Raw genomic sequence first — 15503 nt, forward strand, 5'->3', positions numbered from 1 at the left:
CGGCAACTGTAAGAATCGAGCTGAGAAGGTGTCAAGACTCCGAAGGGCCATTCGATGATCTACGGATACGACCCCAGGACCGGCGAGCCCGTGGGCGCCGGCGTGCCCGAGACCGACCACGCCGGGGTCGACTTGGTCGTCTCCGCCGCCGCGGCCGCGGGCCAGGCATGGCGGGCCACCCCCGCCGACGACCGCGCGGCCGCGCTGGAGGCCGTCGCCGACGCGCTCGACGCGCACGCCGACGAGCTGTGGCGGCTCGCCGACCAGGAGACAGCGCTCGGCGAGGTACGGCTGCGCGGCGAGGTGGGCCGCACCACCGGCCAGTTCAGGTTCTTCGCCCAGGTGATCAGGGACGGAGGTCACCTGGACGCGATCATCGACCACGCCGACCCGCCGCGGCCCGACGTGCGGCGCATGAAGCACCCGCTGCCCGGTGTGGTGGCGGTCTTCGCAGCCAGCAACTTCCCGTTCGCGTTCTCGGTGGCGGGCGGCGACACGGCCTCCGCCCTGGCCGCCGGCTGCCCGGTCGTGGTCAAGGCGCATCCCGGGCATCCCGGCACCTCCGAGCAGGTGGCCAAGCTGGTACGCGGCGCGCTCCCTTACCCGGACCTGCTGGGGCTGGTGCACGGCGTGCAGGCCGGCGCGGACCTCGTGCGTCACCCGGCGGTGGTCGCGGCCGGGTTCACCGGGTCCGTCGCGGGCGGCAAGGCGATCCAGCGGCTCATCGACGAGCGTGAGACGCCGATCCCGTTCTTCGGCGAGCTGGGCAGCGTGAACCCGGTCGTGGTGCTGCCGTCGGCGCCGGCGCAGCAGGTGGCGGCCGGGTTCGCCGCCTCGCTGACCCAGGGCGTGGGACAGTTCTGCACCAACCCGGGGCTGCTGTTCGTGCCCGAGGGAGACGGACTGCGCAAGGCGCTGGCCGAGGCCGTCGAGGGCACCAGCGGCGGGCCGATGCTGGCCGAGCGGATCCGCGACGGTTACCTGGGCGGCCTGGGCCGGCTGGGGCAGCTGCAGCTGCTGGCCGAGGGCAAGCCTGGGGAGGGCGGCTGGTCGGTGACGCCCCAGGTGTTCACCACGGACCTCGACACGTTCGCCGAGAAGCTGCCCGGCATCGGCGAGGAGTGCTTCGGGCCGGCCTCGATCGTGGTCACCTACCGGGAGATCGGCGACCTGCCGCCGGTGCTGGAGCGGCTGGAGGGCTCGCTCACCGCCACCGTGCACGCCGCAGACCCGGGCGAGGCCGAGCCGCTGACCGACGTGCTCGGGCGCAAGGCCGGGCGGCTGATCTGGAACGGCTGGCCGACAGGTGTGGCCGTCACCTGGGCCATGCACCACGGCGGCCCCTGGCCGGCCACGACCACGGCGACCACCTCGGTCGGAGCCACGGCCATCGACCGCTGGCTGGAGCCCACGGCCTACCAGGACTGGCCTGAGGCGCTGCTGCCTGACGAGCTGAAGGACGACAACCCCCTGGGGATCCCGCGCCGCGTGGACGGCGCGCTCGAACGGTGAGTGACGGCCCCGGGCTTGGAGCCCTCCCGTGACCATCGGGAGGACTCCAGACCGGGGGCGACCAGCACGGCAGGTGTGGTCGGCCTCTGACGAGGACGACGGGGCACGGCCGCCGCCGGCCGCGTGCTGTTGTCAGCGCTGGACGGTGGCTGCCACGTACTGAACAGCGGTTCCGCGCCGCTGGTCGGCCTGGTGCGCTACCTGCTCGGCGGTGATGTGCAGCCGAGGTGGGCGGGGCGCCGTCTGGGTCGGATGGTGTGCTCTCTGGTCGGGGTGGCGCCGTCCGGGGTGGCGCCGTCCGGGGTGGCGCCGTCCGGGGTGGCGCCGTCCGGGGTGGCGCCTTCCGGCTGGGGTGGCACTGTCTGGTTGGGTGTGCTGTTCGGCGGATGGTGCGGTGGTTCCGGTGGCGGGTGAGGTGGTACGGGTCAGGGGCCGGCGATGTCGAGGCCGGTGGCGATGATCTTTTCCAGCTCGGCCACGTGCTCCGGCGACGGGTCGACCAGGGGTGGCCGGACGCCGCCCACGTCCAGCCCGCGCAGCCGTACCCCCGCCTTGACCAGTGACACCGCGTACCCCGGCACCTGGTCGCGCAGTTCCACCAGCGGCTTGTAGAAGCCCGTCAGCAGCCGCCGGGTCAGGTCCTCGTCGCCGGAGGTGATCGCCCGGTAGAAGGCCAGCGCGACCTCGGGGGCGAAGGCGAAGGCGGCGCTGGAGTACAGGTTCACTCCCAGCCCTCGGTAGGCGGGCACGGTCAGCTCGGCCGTCGGCAGGCCGTTGAAGAACGTGAAGTCCGGCCCGGCCGACTCGCGCACGGTCAGGATGATGCGCTGGAGCAGGTCCAGGTCGCCCAGCCCGTCCTTGAACCCGATCACCTCCGGCAGCCGGGCCAGTTCGGCGACGGCGGCGGGGGAGAAGCGGGCGTTGTTGCGCTGGTAGATGATGGCCGGCAGGCCGCCCGCCCCGGTGATCTCGCGCACGTAGCGGACCAGGCCGTCCGGTGGGGCGCTGACCAGGTACGGCGGCATGATGAGCAGCCCGTCGGCGCCGTGCGCGGCGGCCGCCTCGGCCTGGGCTCTGGCCTGGGGGAGGGTGCCGCCCGCGCCCGCGAAGACCGGCACCCGCCCGGCCGTGGCGGTCACGGACGCCCGTACGGCGGCGGTGTGGTCGTCGGGGCTCAGGGCGTTGAACTCACCTGTTCCGCACGCGGTGAACACCCCGCCCGCTCCCGCTGTGACCCCGGCGTCGACGTGCCGGCCGAGCACCTGCTCGGCCACGTCGCCGTCGGGACCGTACGGGGTCACCGGGAAGAACAGAACGCCTTGCAGCCGCATCAACGCCTCCTTCTAGCGGATGCCCTCCCGTCGGAGAGTGGCACCCAGCTTGTGGGTGTGGGTGATCACCGCTTCGATGACCCGCTCGATCTGGGCTTGGGGCAGGTCGGCGGGCATCGAGCAGCTGATCGCGTCCGTGGCCGGGATGCGGTAGTCGACCGTGACGGCCACGCAGGCCACGCCGGCGGTGCCCTGCTCGCGCTCGTAGGCCCAGCCCCGGGTGCGGACCCGGTCCAGTTCGCCGGTCAGCCTGCCCAGGTCGGTGATCGTGTGCTCGGTGATGCCGGGCAGCGGGTCCGGGAGCAGGGCCTTGACCTCGTCGTCGGTGAGCTGGGCGAGGAGCACCTGGCCGAGCGCGGTGACGTGGGCGGGCAGCCGCCTGCCGACCCGGGGGATGATGTGGTGCGCGGCGCGTGACTCGCGGGTGGCCAGGTAGAGGACGTGCGCCTCGTCCCTGCGAGCGAAGTGAGCGGTCTGTCCGGTCTCGTCCCGGAGGTCCTCCAGCGTCGCCTGGGCGAACGGCAGGGCAGGGTCCTTGTCCAGGTAGGCGGTCCCGGTCAGCAGCGCGTGCGGGCCGATGCCGAAGGCGGATCTCGCGGCGTCGGTCTCCACCCAGTTGAGCTCCACCAGGGTGCGCATCAGCGCGTGCAGGCTGCTGCGCGGGAATCCGGTGCGCTGCTGCAGCTCCGCCAGGGTCAGGGTGTGCGGGGATGCGGCCAGGGTCTCCAGGATGCGTACGGTCCGCTCGGCGGACTTGACCAACTGCGGCTCCATGCTCGTCCCATCTCGACTGCGGGTTCTGGGCGTCAGCATATGGGATGTCGTCCAGGTATATGGACACCGTCACCCCTTCACCGCCCCGCTCGTGAGGCCGCGCATGAACTGCCGCTGGAACGCGAGGAACGCGATGATCGACGGCAGCAGGGCCAGCAGCGTGGCAGCCAGCAGCACGCCGATGCCCACCTCCTCGTCGGACCGGAGCGAGCGCAGCGCGACGGGCAGCGTCCACATGCCGGCTTCGGGCGCCACGATGAGCGGCAGCAGGTACTGATCCCAGATCATGGTGAAGCCGAACACCCCGATCACGCCGAGCGCGGGCCGGCACAGCGGCAGGATGATGGTGAAGAACGTGCGCAGCTCGCCCGCCCCGTCGATGCGGGCCGCCTCCTCCAGCTCGACCGGCACCTCCTTCATGAACTCGGTCATGACGAGGATGGAGAAGCCCCAGGCGCCGACCGGCAGGATCATGCCCGCGTACGTGCCGATGAGGTTGAGATGGAGCACCGGCAGGTCGGCGAGCACCAGGGAGAGCGGGATCGCGATGATCTCCTCGGGGAGCATCATCGTGGTCAGCATGATGAGCATGACCACGCTCATGCCGCGGAACTTCTTGCGCGCCAGCGAGTAGGCCGCGAAGACGCTCACGATCATCTGCAGCAGCAGCCCGAACCCGACCACCACGAAAGAGTTGAACAGATAGCGGTAGACGTTGCGGTCGGCGGCGTGCACGAAGTTGTCGAAGGTGAACTCGTCCGGCCACCAGGTGAAGGAGGTCGGGTCGAGCGTCTTGTTGAAGGCGCTGATCAGCAGCCCGACCAGCGGCCCGGTGAAGACCACCACCATGCCCGAGTAGAGCAGGATCTTGCCCGCGGTGGCGAACGGCCCGCGCCGCGACTCCAGCCCCAGCGCGCTGTCGAACCTCATCATGCCGACTGCCTCCTGCGCATCAGCTGGACCAGCACGGTCAGCGCGAGCGTCGCCGCGAACAGCACGATCCCGCCGGCGGACGCGATGCCCAGCTCGCCGGTCTGGAAGCCGAGCTTGTAGATGAGCGTCATAAGCACCTCGGACGAGCCGTTCGGCCCGCCGTTGGTGAGCACGTACACCTCGACGAAGACCCGCAGGCCGCGGATGGCCGCGAGCGTGAACAGGATCCAGAACACCGGCCGCAGCGCGGGCAGCGTGATGTGCCGCAGCCGGTGCCAGGTGGACGCGCCGTCCACCGCCGCGGCCTCGTACAGGGTGCGGTCGATGCCGACCAGCCCGGCCAGGAAGATCATCATGTCGTACGGGGTGCCGCGCCAGATGCTCATGATCATGATCGACAGCAGGGAGGAGTCCTCGTCCGCCAGGAACGGCTGCGGGGTGATGCCGGCCCAGCCCAGGATCACGTTGAGCGTGCCGGTGTCGCCCGGGTGGTACATGATCCGCCACACCTCGGCGACCGCGGCCATGGTGACCACGACCGGGAGGAAGGCCGCGGTCCTGACGAACCAGAGATACCGGGCCGGCCCCTCGATGAGCAGCGCGAGACCCAGCCCGAACACCAGCGAGCCGGCCGTGGTGCCCAGCGCCAGCACCAGGCTGTGCCAGATCGCCGAGCGGAAGGCCTCGTCGGTGAGGATGGTCGCGTAGTTGTCCAGCCCGACCCAGGTGCTGTCGATGTAGCGGATCTCCTGGAAGCTCATCATCAGCCCGGTGAACATCGGGATGAACTTGAAGTACAGGAACAGCAGCAGGGCGGGCGCGAGGAAGGCCCAGGCGATCAGCGGCCCCCGCCGGCGCCCCCGGCCGGGCGCCCGGCCGGGGGCCGCCGTCCTCGGCCGCGCCGGGGTCAGCGTCGGGGTCATGATGCCTTTTGGTTCTGCAGTTCCCGGGTCAGCTTGGTGGTGAGCGCGTCCATCTCGGCCTTGACGTCCTGGTCGCAGTCGGCCCACACCGTGTTGATCGCGTCGGCGGAGGTCTGCCGGATCGGCGCCCAGTTCGGCACCGGGTGGGCGTAGACCGCGTCGGCGTAGGCGTCCTGGAACACCTTCCAGCGCGGGTCCTGACGCTCGGCGGCCAGGTCGACCTCGGAGTTGACCGGCAGGCGGACGATCGCGCCGTTGGCGTCCTTGTTCATGCCGATGCGCTGGCCTTCGGCGGAGACGGCGAACTCGGCGAACTTCTTCTGGCCGTCGGTGTTCGGCGAACCGGCCATCAGGTAGACGTTCTCGCCCTCACCCAGCGTGCCGGGGCCGCCCGTCGGGCCCTTGGGCACCGGGTACACCTCGATCTTGTCGGTGCCGACGCTCTCCACGAACCGGGCCAGCACGTACGGGCCGGTCAGGTAGATGCCGCCCTGGCCCTTCTCGAACACCTCGTGGGTGACCGTGGTGTCGTTGCTGACCGCGCCCGGGTTGACGGTCTTGGCGTCGCAGAACTGGTCCTGGAGGAACTGGACCGCCTCGACGGCCTTGGGGTCGTTCGTGACGGCGGTGAACGCTCCGGAGCCGGACGGGGAGACGAAGTCGCCGCCGTTGCCGTAGATGAAGGAGGAGGCGTACCACGAGGCGTAGCCGCGCTTGGTGCCGCCGGGGATGACGAAGCCGGAGGTGTCGTCCTGGCCGTTGCCGTCGGGGTCCTTCTCGGTGAAGGCCTTGGCCAGCGCGGCGAGGTCCTTCCAGGTCTGGGGCACCTCCATGCCGACCTTCTCCCGCCAGTCCTTGCGGGCGATGATGGCGAAGGCCTGGGCGGAGAAGGGCGCCGCCCAGGTCTTGCCGTCACTGGCGGTGGCGGCCTTCCAGGAGAGGTCGGAGAGCTTGTCGCCGCCCGCGAGCGAGGCCCGGTCCACCTCGGTCAGCCAGCCCTGGGTCTGCATGTTGCCGATCTGGGCGGTGTCGTTGATCACGACGTCGGGGAGATCGCGCTGCGCCGCCTGCTGCTGCAGCTTGGTCTCGAAGTCGTCGAAGAGCGCGACCACCTTGGTCGGGATCCCGCTGGCCTTGGTGAACGCCTCGGCCAGGCGCTGCGCCGTCTTGGCCGACTCGGAGTCGGGCGCCTGCCTGATCCAGATCTCCAGCGCGCCGTCCGTGGCCGAGCCCGTTCCCCCGGAGCCGCAGCCTGTCAGCGTAACGGCCAGGGACGCGGCCAGTGCGACCCCGAGCAGACGTCGTGACATGAGACCGCCTCCTGTTCACATATGTGACAAGTGTCGTGGATGTGGGCGAGTCCTGAAAAAAGTAACCAGTGACACACATCACGGTCAATATTCAAGAATGTGAATCTGGACCGGCGTCTTGTACAACGGGGGCATGCGCATACTGATGACCGGCGCCGCAGGGAAAGTCGGCACGCTGCTCCGTCCCCGCCTCGCCCGCGAGGGCCGGACGCTGCGCCTGTCGGACCTGACGCCGCTCGACCCCGGACCCGGCGAGGAACTGGCCGTGGCCGACCTCACCGACGAGCAGGCCATGGCCGCCGCGATGAAGGACGTCGACGCGGTGGTCCACCTCGGCGGCCAGAGCCGCGAGCACCCGTGGGCCGACGTGGTGCGGGCCAACATGGACGGCACCTACGTGCTGATGGAGGCCGCCCGCGCGGCCGAGGTCGGCCACGTGGTGCTGATGAGCAGCCACCACGCCGCCGGCTTCCACACCCGGCCGCCCTCCGGCGGGGAGCTCGCCGACTACGCCTTCCCGCGCCCCGACACGTACTACGGCGTGAGCAAGCTCGTCATGGAAGGTCTCGGCAGCCTCTATCACGACAGGTTCGGCATGCACGTGACCGCCATCAGGCTCGGCACCTGCAACGAGCGCTCCGCCGACACCCGCGGGCTGGCCACCTGGATCTCGCCGGACGACCTGGCCCGGCTGGTCGAGGCCGCGCTCACGGCCACCGGCTTCCACGTCGTGTGGGGGGTCTCCGACAACGCCCGCCGCTGGTGGTCGCTGGAGGAGGCGCGGGCGATCGGGTACGAGTCGCGCGACAGCTCCGAGTCGTACGCCGCCGGGATCATCGCCGAGCAGGGGGAGCCGGACCTGAGCGATCCGGTGCACGACCGGGTGGGCGGGGTCTTCACGCTGAAGGAGCTCGGCGGGGCCTGGTGACGGTTCCTGCTCGATAGCCGCCCCGACCGATCAGGTCAGGGCGGCTGTCGGCATGTCCGGACTCAGTTGACGACCGATGCAACCGGTTGTAGTGAGAATGGCTCAGCGTCAAAATGTTACGAACGCATATCCGCGTTCACCACACATCTGAGCTGCGGAAATGTCGGTAACGATATATCGATAACGGCTTTGTAACACCTGCAAAGGGTTGACGAAACTTTTGGCGTCCTTATAGGAATGCGCTATCCGATCCCGCCGTGCCGGGCTGGGCCTGGAAGAGGGATGTATGTCCGAATCAATCTCTGTCACCCCGGAGCGACGCCGGCGGGCCGGGAACGTGAACGTGCACCGCCGGCGGGAGGCCCGCACCGCCTACGTCTTCCTCGCGCCGTGGTTCATCGGCCTGTTCCTGGTCACCGTCGGGCCGATCCTGGCCTCGCTGTACCTGTCGTTCACCGACTACAGCCTGCTGGAGGAGGCCCGGTGGGTCGGCTGGGACAACTACCGGGAGATGTTCTTCGAGGACACCCGGTTCATCCAGTCGCTCAAGGTCACCACCATCTACGTGGTCGTGTCGGTGCCGCTGCAGCTCGCCTTCGCGCTGGCGCTGGCCCTCGCGCTGGACCGGGGCCTGCGCGGGCTGTCGTTCTACCGCTCGGTCTACTACCTGCCCTCGCTCCTGGGCGGCAGCGTGGCCATCGCCATCCTGTGGCGGAAGATCTTCGGCACCGACGGCCTGGTCAACGCCCTGCTGTCCTTCTTCGGCATCCAGGGGCCCGGCTGGGTCTCCGACCCGGACACCGCGCTCGGCACGCTGATCCTCCTGCACGTGTGGACGTTCGGCGCGCCCATGGTGATCTTCCTGGCGGGGTTGCGGCAGATCCCGCAGAGCTACTACGAGGCGGCCGCGGTCGACGGGGCCACCAAGTTGCGGCAGTTCCGCTCGATCACCCTGCCGCTGCTCACGCCGATCATCTTCTTCAACCTCGTCCTCGAAGTGATCAAGTCCTTCCAGTCGTTCACGCAGTCGTTCATCGTCAGCGGCGGCAGCGGAGGACCGGTCGACTCCACGCTCTTCTACACGCTCTACCTCTACCTGAAGGGCTTCAAGAGCTACGAGATGGGCTACGCGGCCGCCATGGCCTGGGTCCTTCTGCTCATCATCGCCGGGCTCACCGGCGTGAACTTCCTCGCGTCGAAGTATTGGGTCTTCTATGGCGACTCGAAGTAAGCAGGTGCCGCTCCTGTTCCGCCCGGTGCCACGGGGCGGCCGCCTGCTCAAGCACCTGCTGCTGATCGGCTTCGGCCTGGTCATGCTCTACCCGCTGCTGTGGATGATCTCCAGCTCGCTCAAGCCGGAGGACCTCATCTTCCGCGAGCCGGGCCTGTGGCCGAGCGCGGTCACGCTGGACAACTACAGCGAGGGCTGGACGTCGCTGAAGCACACGTTCGGCTACTACCTGTGGAACTCGGCCGTCATCACGGGCCTGTCCGTGCTGGCCAACCTGGTCGCCTGCTCGCTGGCCGCCTACGCGTTCGCCCGGCTGAACTTCCCGCTGAAGAAGCTGTGGTTCGCGATCATGCTGGGTTCGATCATGCTGCCGCACCACGTGACCGTCGTGCCGCAGTACATCGTGTTCGCCAACCTGGAGTGGATCAACACGATCTGGCCGCTGGTGGTGCCCAAGTTCCTGGCCACGGACGCGTTCTTCATCTTCCTGATGGTGCAGTTCATCAGGACGCTGCCGCGGGAGCTGGACGAGGCGGCGGCCATCGACGGCGCGGGCTACTGGCGGATCTTCCTCCAGGTCATCCTGCCGCTGTGCATGCCGGCGCTGGCCACGACCGGCATCTTCACCTTCATCTGGACGTGGAACGACTTCTTCAGCCAGAACCTGTACCTGACCAACTCCGACAACCTCACGGTCGCCGTCGCGCTCCGGCAGTTCCTGGACTCCAGCGGCGAGTCCTCGTGGGGTCCGATGTTCGCGATGTCGATCGTGTCACTGGGGCCGATCTTCGGGTTCTTCCTGGCGGGACAGAAGTACCTGATCCGCGGCGTGGCGACCACCGGCCTGAAGTAGTTCCTCTTCACCCCCTGTAACCCAAGAGGAGGTAGAGCTGTGAACCTCAGCTCTCGCAAGACGATGATGGCCGCCGCGCTTTCGGCGGCCATGCTGACCGCGGCCGCGTGCGGCGGCGGCGACAGCGGCGGCGACGGCGGCGACGGCGGCAAGGTGAAGATCACCTTCGCCTACTGGGGCAGCGACGCGCGGCAGAAGCTGACCGAGCAGGCCATCCAGAAGTTCGAGGAGAAGAACCCGACGATCGACGTCGAGGGCGACTTCTCCAACTGGGACAGCTACTACGAGAAGCTCGCCACCAAGGTCGCCGCCAACGACGCCCCCGACGTGCTGAGCATCGAGATCCGCGGCCTCAGCGAGTACGCCGGCCGCGGCGCGCTGATGGACCTGGGCGGCAAGCTGCCCACCGCCGACCTGGACCAGCAGGTCCTGGCGAGCGGTCAGATCGAGGGCAAGCAGTGGGCCGTCCCGACCGGCGTCAACGCCTTCTCCATGCTGGCCAACCCGGCCGCGCTGGAGAAGGCGAAGAAGGAGCTGCCGGACGACGCCACGTGGACCTGGGACCAGTGGGTCACACTGGCCCAGGAGATCTCGGCCACGGGCGCCGTCACCGGCGCCGAGTACAACTTCAACCCGGCCTGGCTGCAGATCTACGCGGCCCAGCGCGGCGAGAAGTTCTACGACGGCACCAAGATCGGCATGTCGACCGACACGATCAAGTCCTGGTGGGCCATCCACCAGAAGCTCATCGAGACCAAGGGCTCGCCCGACGCCGCCAAGAGCGAGGAGATCGGCGACACCGGTCCCGAGCAGTCGCTGCTCGGCACCAACGCGGGCGCCATGGGCATGTGGTGGAGCAACCAGCTCAACGCCCTGACGAAGTCGTCCGGCCAGGACATGACGCTGCTGCGGATGCCCAAGGCGGAGGGCGCCACCACCAGCGGCATGTTCCTGCAGCCCGCCATGTTCTACGCCGCCTCGGCCAAGACCGAGCGCGCGGCGGAGGCGGGCAAGTTCATCGACTTCCTGGTCAACGACCCCGACGCGGCCGGCATCCTGCTGAGCGACCGCGGCCTGCCCACCAACGCCAAGGTGCTCGCCGCCGTCAAGGACAAGCTCCCGGCCGCCGACCAGAAGACCCTGGACTTCATCGACGAGGTCAAGAGCGAGCTGAGCCCGATCGAGGCCCCGCCGAAGGGCGCCCTGGAGATGGAGGACATCCTGGAGCGCGCCAGCGAGGAGGTCGTGTTCGGCCGGGCGACCCCGGACGAGGCCGCGGCGAAGTTCCTCCAGGAGGCGAACGCCGCCATCGCCGGCTGACCAGCCGGCGACCGGCCGGGGGCGCCCCGCCCCCGGCCGCCACCGCGACCCGGGGAGAGAGCACGTGAGCACCAGGTACGCCTTCGTCGGTCTCGGCCACCGCGCGCAGCTGTACGTCGACGCGCTGCTGGGCGACTGGCGGGACACCGGGACCATCGTCGGCCTGTGCGACGTCAACACCACGCGCATGGCCTACTACGCCGAGCGGATCGGCGGCCCGGTGCCGTGCTTCGCGCCGGACGAGTACGGCAAGATGCTGGAACTGGCCGACGCCGTGGTCGTGTGCACGGTCGACGCCACCCACGCCCGCTACGTCGTCGCCGCCCTCGACGCCGGGCTCGACGTCATCGTGGAGAAGCCGCTCACCGTCGACGCCGAGGGCTGCGCCGCCATCGCCGAGGCGGCCGAGCGCAACCCCGGCAAGCTGGTGGTCACCTTCAACTACCGCTACTCGCCGCGCAACTCGGCCGTGAAGCGACTCCTCGGCGAGGGGGCGATCGGCGAGGTCACGTCCGTGCACTTCGAGTGGGCGCTCGACACCATCCACGGCGCCGACTACTTCCGCCGCTGGCACCGCGAGCGCGCCAACTCCGGCGGGCTGCTCGTGCACAAGTCCACCCACCACTTCGACCTGGTCAACTGGTGGCTCGGCGCGGCCCCGGAGCTCGTCTTCGCCCAGACCGACCTGCGCTTCTACGGCCAGGCGCGGCCGCGGGGCCCGCGACCGCCGCGCGGCCAGGGCGCTCCTGGGCTGGGCAGCGACCCGTACATCCTGGACATCTCCCAGGACGAGCGGCTCAAGCGGCTCTACCTGGACGCCGAGCACGAGGACGGCTACATCCGCGACCAGGACGTCTTCGCGCCCGGGGTGACCATCGACGACACCATGGCGGTGCTGGTCCGCTACGCCGACCGGGCGGTGCTCACCTACTCGCTGACCGCGCACGCGCCGTTCGAGGGGTACCGGGTGGCGTTCAACGGCACGGAGGGGCGGATCGAGCTGGAGGTGTGCGAACGCGCCTGGACCCCGCCGCACGCCGCCGTCGACCCGAGCGCGGCGAGCAAGGAGCGCGCGGCCGGCTCCTGGGAGCGGCTCGTCCTGCACCGCCACTGGCGGGAGCCGGAGGAGGTGCCGATCGACCGGGGCGCGGGCGGCCACGGCGGCGGTGACCGGCTGCTGCTGGACGACGTCTTCCGCGGCCCAGGCGACGACCCGCTCGGCCGCCCTGCGGGTTACCGGGACGGCATCCGCAGCGTGCTGGTCGGCGTCGCGGCCACCCGCTCCGCCGACACCGGCCAGCCCGTCCGCCTCACGGCCGGCGGCACCCGGATCGCCGACGTCTGATCCGTACGAGATGCGACATCTAGGGGAGTTCTCGGGGCTCGCCGACGTGGCCGGGAGGCAGTGGGAGCTGTTCCCGGACGCGTCCGCCGGGCCGGAGCTGCGGACCGTCGCGCGGGAGGCCGTCGGGACGCTCGACCTGACGGCCCGGGACGTACGGGTGGAGCGCACCTGGACGGCGGACGGCCTGGACGGCGAGGAGCTGTCCTGGGACGTCGGCTACGGTCCGCGCACCCGCGCCTACCTGCTCAGGCCGCGCGGCCACCGGGGAACGCTCCCCGGCGTGGTGGCCCTGCACTGCCACGCGGGCATGAAGTGGGCGGGCAAGGAGAAGATCGCCGACGGGCCCGAGCCGCCCACGCCGGAGGTGCGGCGGCTCCGCGGCGAGCTGTACGGCGGCCGGGCGTTCGCCTCCGAGCTGGCCGGGCGCGGCTTCGCGGTGCTGGCGCACGACGTGACCGGCTGGGGGAGCCGCCGGTTCCCGCTCATGGACATGCCGGAACGGGTGACGGCCCTGGCGGCGGACCCGGAGCTGTCGGAGGCCGACCGCTACGACGTGGCCGCCGGTCACCACGAGCACGTGCTGGAGAAGTACTGCAGGCTGCTGGGCACGTCGTTCGCGGGCGTGGTGGCGGGCGAGGACCTGGCCGCGGCGGCGTACCTGCGCGGGCGGCCCGACATCGGCCCGGTCGGCTGCGCCGGCCTGTCGGGCGGCGGGCTGCGGGCGGCGCTGCTGGGCGCGTTCGACCCCGGAATCCGGGCGGTCGTGGTCGCCGCGATGACGTCGTCCTACGCCGACCTGCTCGACGGGTACGTGGCCTCGCACACGTGGATGCTGTTCCCGCCCGGCCTGTCCCGGGTCTGCGACTGGCCCGCGCTGGTCGCGTCCGGAGCACCGCGGCCCCTGCTGGCGCTGTACGCGGGAGACGACCGGCTGTTCCCCGGGCGGGGGATGCGCCGCGCCCACGAGGCCATCGCCCGCCGCTACACCGGCGGCGGATACGAGGGCGTCTTCTTCGACGTCCCGCACCGCTTCGACGTGCCGATGCAGGAGCACGCCTTCACCTGGCTGGCCGCTCGGCTCAATCCGGCTTGAGAGGACGGTCACCGGTCGAGATCGGTGAACCCGGGCCCGGCGTGGCACCGCGCCGGGCCGGGGGCGTCAGCGGCCCGCGGCCAGCTCGGCCGCCTCCTGGCGGGACAGGCGTCCGTCGACCACCACGACGGACACCTTCCGGTCCAGCCGGTCACCGAACGTCAGCGGCGTGTCCCAGGCCAGCGCCGTGCCGACGCCCGGGTACTCGGCCACCCGGACGAACCAGGGGTCGCTGCCCTGGACGAACAGGAGCGTCCACGCCTCCGACGACAGCGCCAGCCACGGCGCCCGCGAGCCGTGCACCCGCTCCTCGCCCTCGGCCGCCGCGGTGAACACGCGTAACCCCGGCGAGCCCGCCGGCGCGCGCCAGAAGAACCCGCCGTAACCGGCGCCCGCCCGCCCCTTGGTGGCCGAGCTGCGCACCGTCAGCGGCGCCCCGGTCAGGTTGTGCAGGGTGAAGCCGAACTCCAGCACCCACCCGCGCGCCGCCGGGCGGGCCCGCACCGTCCGCTCCTCCCGCACCAGCGCCTCCTCCCCGGGCCGCTGCCACAGCAGCGTCTCGATGAAGCCGGCGGGGTGGCGCTCGGTGAAGGCCACGTGCCGCTGGACGCCGTGGTCGTCGAGCCAGGCCGGGCCCCGGTCGCGGACGTAGGTGCGCCCGCCCCAGAAGTTGCGCCCGCCCAGGTCCGTCACCGCCACCCCGGCCCCGAGATGGTGCGGGTGGTCGTCGGGCCGCAGCTCGGTCACCACGGCGCCGCCGAGGGTGCGCACCGGGTGCAGGTAGGGGCGGGGCGCGGCGGTCAGCGGCAGGTCGGGACTGGTCACGTACTCGGCGACGGGCAGGCCGCGCACCACCAGCGGCGTGGCCCAGCCGAGGCCCAGCTCGGAGAAGAGCGCGAGCTTCGCGGCGCACGCGTCGACGGCGGCGGCGATGCCCGGCAGCACCCGGCCCTCGCCGGACAGGTCCTGGTGGTCGTCGGCGATCGGCAGAGGGTCGGGCGCGAGCCTGATCGCCTCCATCACCTCCATGAACCCGCCCGTGCGCCGGATCGGCGCCAGCAGCGGGACGCCAGACCGCACGTGCTCGACCAGGTTGACCAGCAGGTCGGTGCGGCCGTAGCGGCGCGCGGGCCCGTCGTCCACCCGTACCTCGTCCATCGTGTAGACGAACCGGACGCGCCCCCTGTCGCCGTGCACGAGCACGTACGGCTCGTCGCGCTCGGCCGCGCAGAGCGTGACCGCGGCCACCAGCGGGGTGCCGTCGGCGAGGGTGACCCGGACGGCGGAGGTGTCGTCGGACTCGATCCGGTTGGCGTGGAACAGCTCGGTCTCCGCCGACGCGATCGCGCCGCGCTCGTCAGCCCCGGCCACGGCCAGCGCGGTGGCCAGCGCGTGCGCGAACGGGTTCGTCAGCGCGCCGTCGACCACGTCCACCCCGTCGAGCACCCGCCGGCCCGCCCACGGGCTGCGGGTGAAGTACGCGGCCGGGCGCGGCCACGAGCCGCCCACGCCGATGCCGGTGACGCGGCCGATCGCGCCGCTCGCGATCAGCTCGCGCACCGCGGGCACCGCCGCCGAGCCGAGGCTCTGGAAGCCGACCTGGCAGGCCAGCCCCGCCTTGGCGGCGGCCCGCTCCATCCGGTCGAAGTCCGCCAGCGTGGCCGCCGTCGGCTTCTCCACCAGCACGTGCGCGCCCGCCTCCAGCGCGGCCAGCGCCAGCTCGGCGTGGGTCGGGATGGGCGTGGCCAGGATCGCGATCTCGGCGCCGGTCCGTGCGATCAGGCCGGGCAGGTCGGCCGAGATCTCCGGGGAGCCGAGCCCTTCCAGGCTCTCCGGCGGGACCGGTCGCACGTCGCAGACCCCGGCCAGCTCGACCAGCCCGGTCAGCCGGCGCAGCCGGTCGAGATAGTGGGAGCCGAAGCCCTGGGCTCCGGCCAGCACGACACGCAT

13 protein-coding genes are annotated in these 15503 nt (G+C 71.0%); 7 read left to right on the forward strand and 6 right to left on the reverse strand.

Annotation, left to right across the window (positions count from 1 at the left end; translation table 11 throughout):
• Positions 1–54 precede the first annotated feature (54 nt).
• Positions 55–1512 (forward strand): aldehyde dehydrogenase family protein, encoded by a 1458-nt coding sequence (locus tag ACQEUU_RS12305; protein ID WP_433064440.1) that lies wholly within the window; start codon positions 55–57, stop codon positions 1510–1512.
• Between the two features lie 425 nt (positions 1513–1937).
• On the opposite strand, the gene ACQEUU_RS12310 is transcribed toward ACQEUU_RS12305, so the two are convergent.
• From ACQEUU_RS12310 to ACQEUU_RS12330, 5 genes are all read right to left on the reverse strand, one after another.
• Positions 1938–2843, reverse strand: coding sequence for a 5-dehydro-4-deoxyglucarate dehydratase (locus ACQEUU_RS12310; protein WP_433064443.1), 906 nt, complete (start codon positions 2841–2843; stop codon positions 1938–1940).
• 12 nt (positions 2844–2855) lie between these two features.
• On the reverse strand, positions 2856–3617 hold the full coding sequence (locus ACQEUU_RS12315) for an IclR family transcriptional regulator (protein ID WP_433064446.1): 762 nt from the start codon (positions 3615–3617) through the stop codon (positions 2856–2858).
• 69 nt (positions 3618–3686) lie between these two features.
• Positions 3687–4550: a carbohydrate ABC transporter permease gene (locus tag ACQEUU_RS12320; RefSeq protein WP_433064449.1), complete on the reverse strand. Its 864-nt coding sequence runs from the start codon at positions 4548–4550 to the stop codon at positions 3687–3689.
• On the reverse strand, positions 4547–5473 hold the full coding sequence (locus tag ACQEUU_RS12325; protein ID WP_433064451.1) for a carbohydrate ABC transporter permease: 927 nt from the start codon (positions 5471–5473) through the stop codon (positions 4547–4549). The genes ACQEUU_RS12320 and ACQEUU_RS12325 overlap by 4 nt, the downstream gene beginning before the upstream one ends.
• Positions 5470–6783, reverse strand: a complete 1314-nt coding sequence (locus ACQEUU_RS12330; protein WP_433064454.1) for a sugar ABC transporter substrate-binding protein — start codon at positions 6781–6783, stop codon at positions 5470–5472. The genes ACQEUU_RS12325 and ACQEUU_RS12330 overlap by 4 nt, the downstream gene beginning before the upstream one ends.
• A gap of 133 nt (positions 6784–6916) precedes the next feature.
• On the opposite strand from ACQEUU_RS12330, the gene ACQEUU_RS12335 reads away from it, so the two are divergent.
• The 6 genes from ACQEUU_RS12335 (at position 6917) to ACQEUU_RS12360 (ending at position 13553) form a co-directional block, all read left to right on the forward strand.
• Positions 6917–7711: an NAD-dependent epimerase/dehydratase family protein gene (locus tag ACQEUU_RS12335; protein WP_433064457.1), complete on the forward strand. Its 795-nt coding sequence runs from the start codon at positions 6917–6919 to the stop codon at positions 7709–7711.
• A gap of 286 nt (positions 7712–7997) precedes the next feature.
• Positions 7998–8942 (forward strand): carbohydrate ABC transporter permease, encoded by a 945-nt coding sequence (locus ACQEUU_RS12340; protein ID WP_433064460.1) that lies wholly within the window; start codon positions 7998–8000, stop codon positions 8940–8942.
• A complete protein-coding gene (locus ACQEUU_RS12345) occupies positions 8926–9795 on the forward strand; it encodes a carbohydrate ABC transporter permease (protein ID WP_433064463.1) in 870 nt (289 codons plus the stop codon). The genes ACQEUU_RS12340 and ACQEUU_RS12345 overlap by 17 nt, the downstream gene beginning before the upstream one ends.
• 39 nt (positions 9796–9834) lie before the next feature.
• Positions 9835–11115: an ABC transporter substrate-binding protein gene (locus tag ACQEUU_RS12350; RefSeq protein ID WP_433064465.1), complete on the forward strand. Its 1281-nt coding sequence runs from the start codon at positions 9835–9837 to the stop codon at positions 11113–11115.
• 64 nt (positions 11116–11179) lie between these two features.
• Positions 11180–12460, forward strand: a complete 1281-nt coding sequence (locus ACQEUU_RS12355; RefSeq protein ID WP_433064468.1) for a Gfo/Idh/MocA family protein — start codon at positions 11180–11182, stop codon at positions 12458–12460.
• Positions 12461–12470: 10 nt separating this feature from the next.
• On the forward strand, positions 12471–13553 hold the full coding sequence (locus ACQEUU_RS12360; RefSeq protein ID WP_433064471.1) for a dienelactone hydrolase family protein: 1083 nt from the start codon (positions 12471–12473) through the stop codon (positions 13551–13553).
• A 66-nt stretch (positions 13554–13619) separates the two neighbouring features.
• On the opposite strand, the gene ACQEUU_RS12365 is transcribed toward ACQEUU_RS12360, so the two are convergent.
• A complete protein-coding gene (locus ACQEUU_RS12365; protein ID WP_433064474.1) occupies positions 13620–15503 on the reverse strand; it encodes a DUF6807 family protein in 1884 nt (627 codons plus the stop codon).

Origin of the sequence: Nonomuraea sp. CA-218870 (assembly GCF_050936535.1) — a bacterium.
GTDB classification, from domain to species: Bacteria; Actinomycetota; Actinomycetes; order Streptosporangiales; family Streptosporangiaceae; genus Nonomuraea; species Nonomuraea corallina.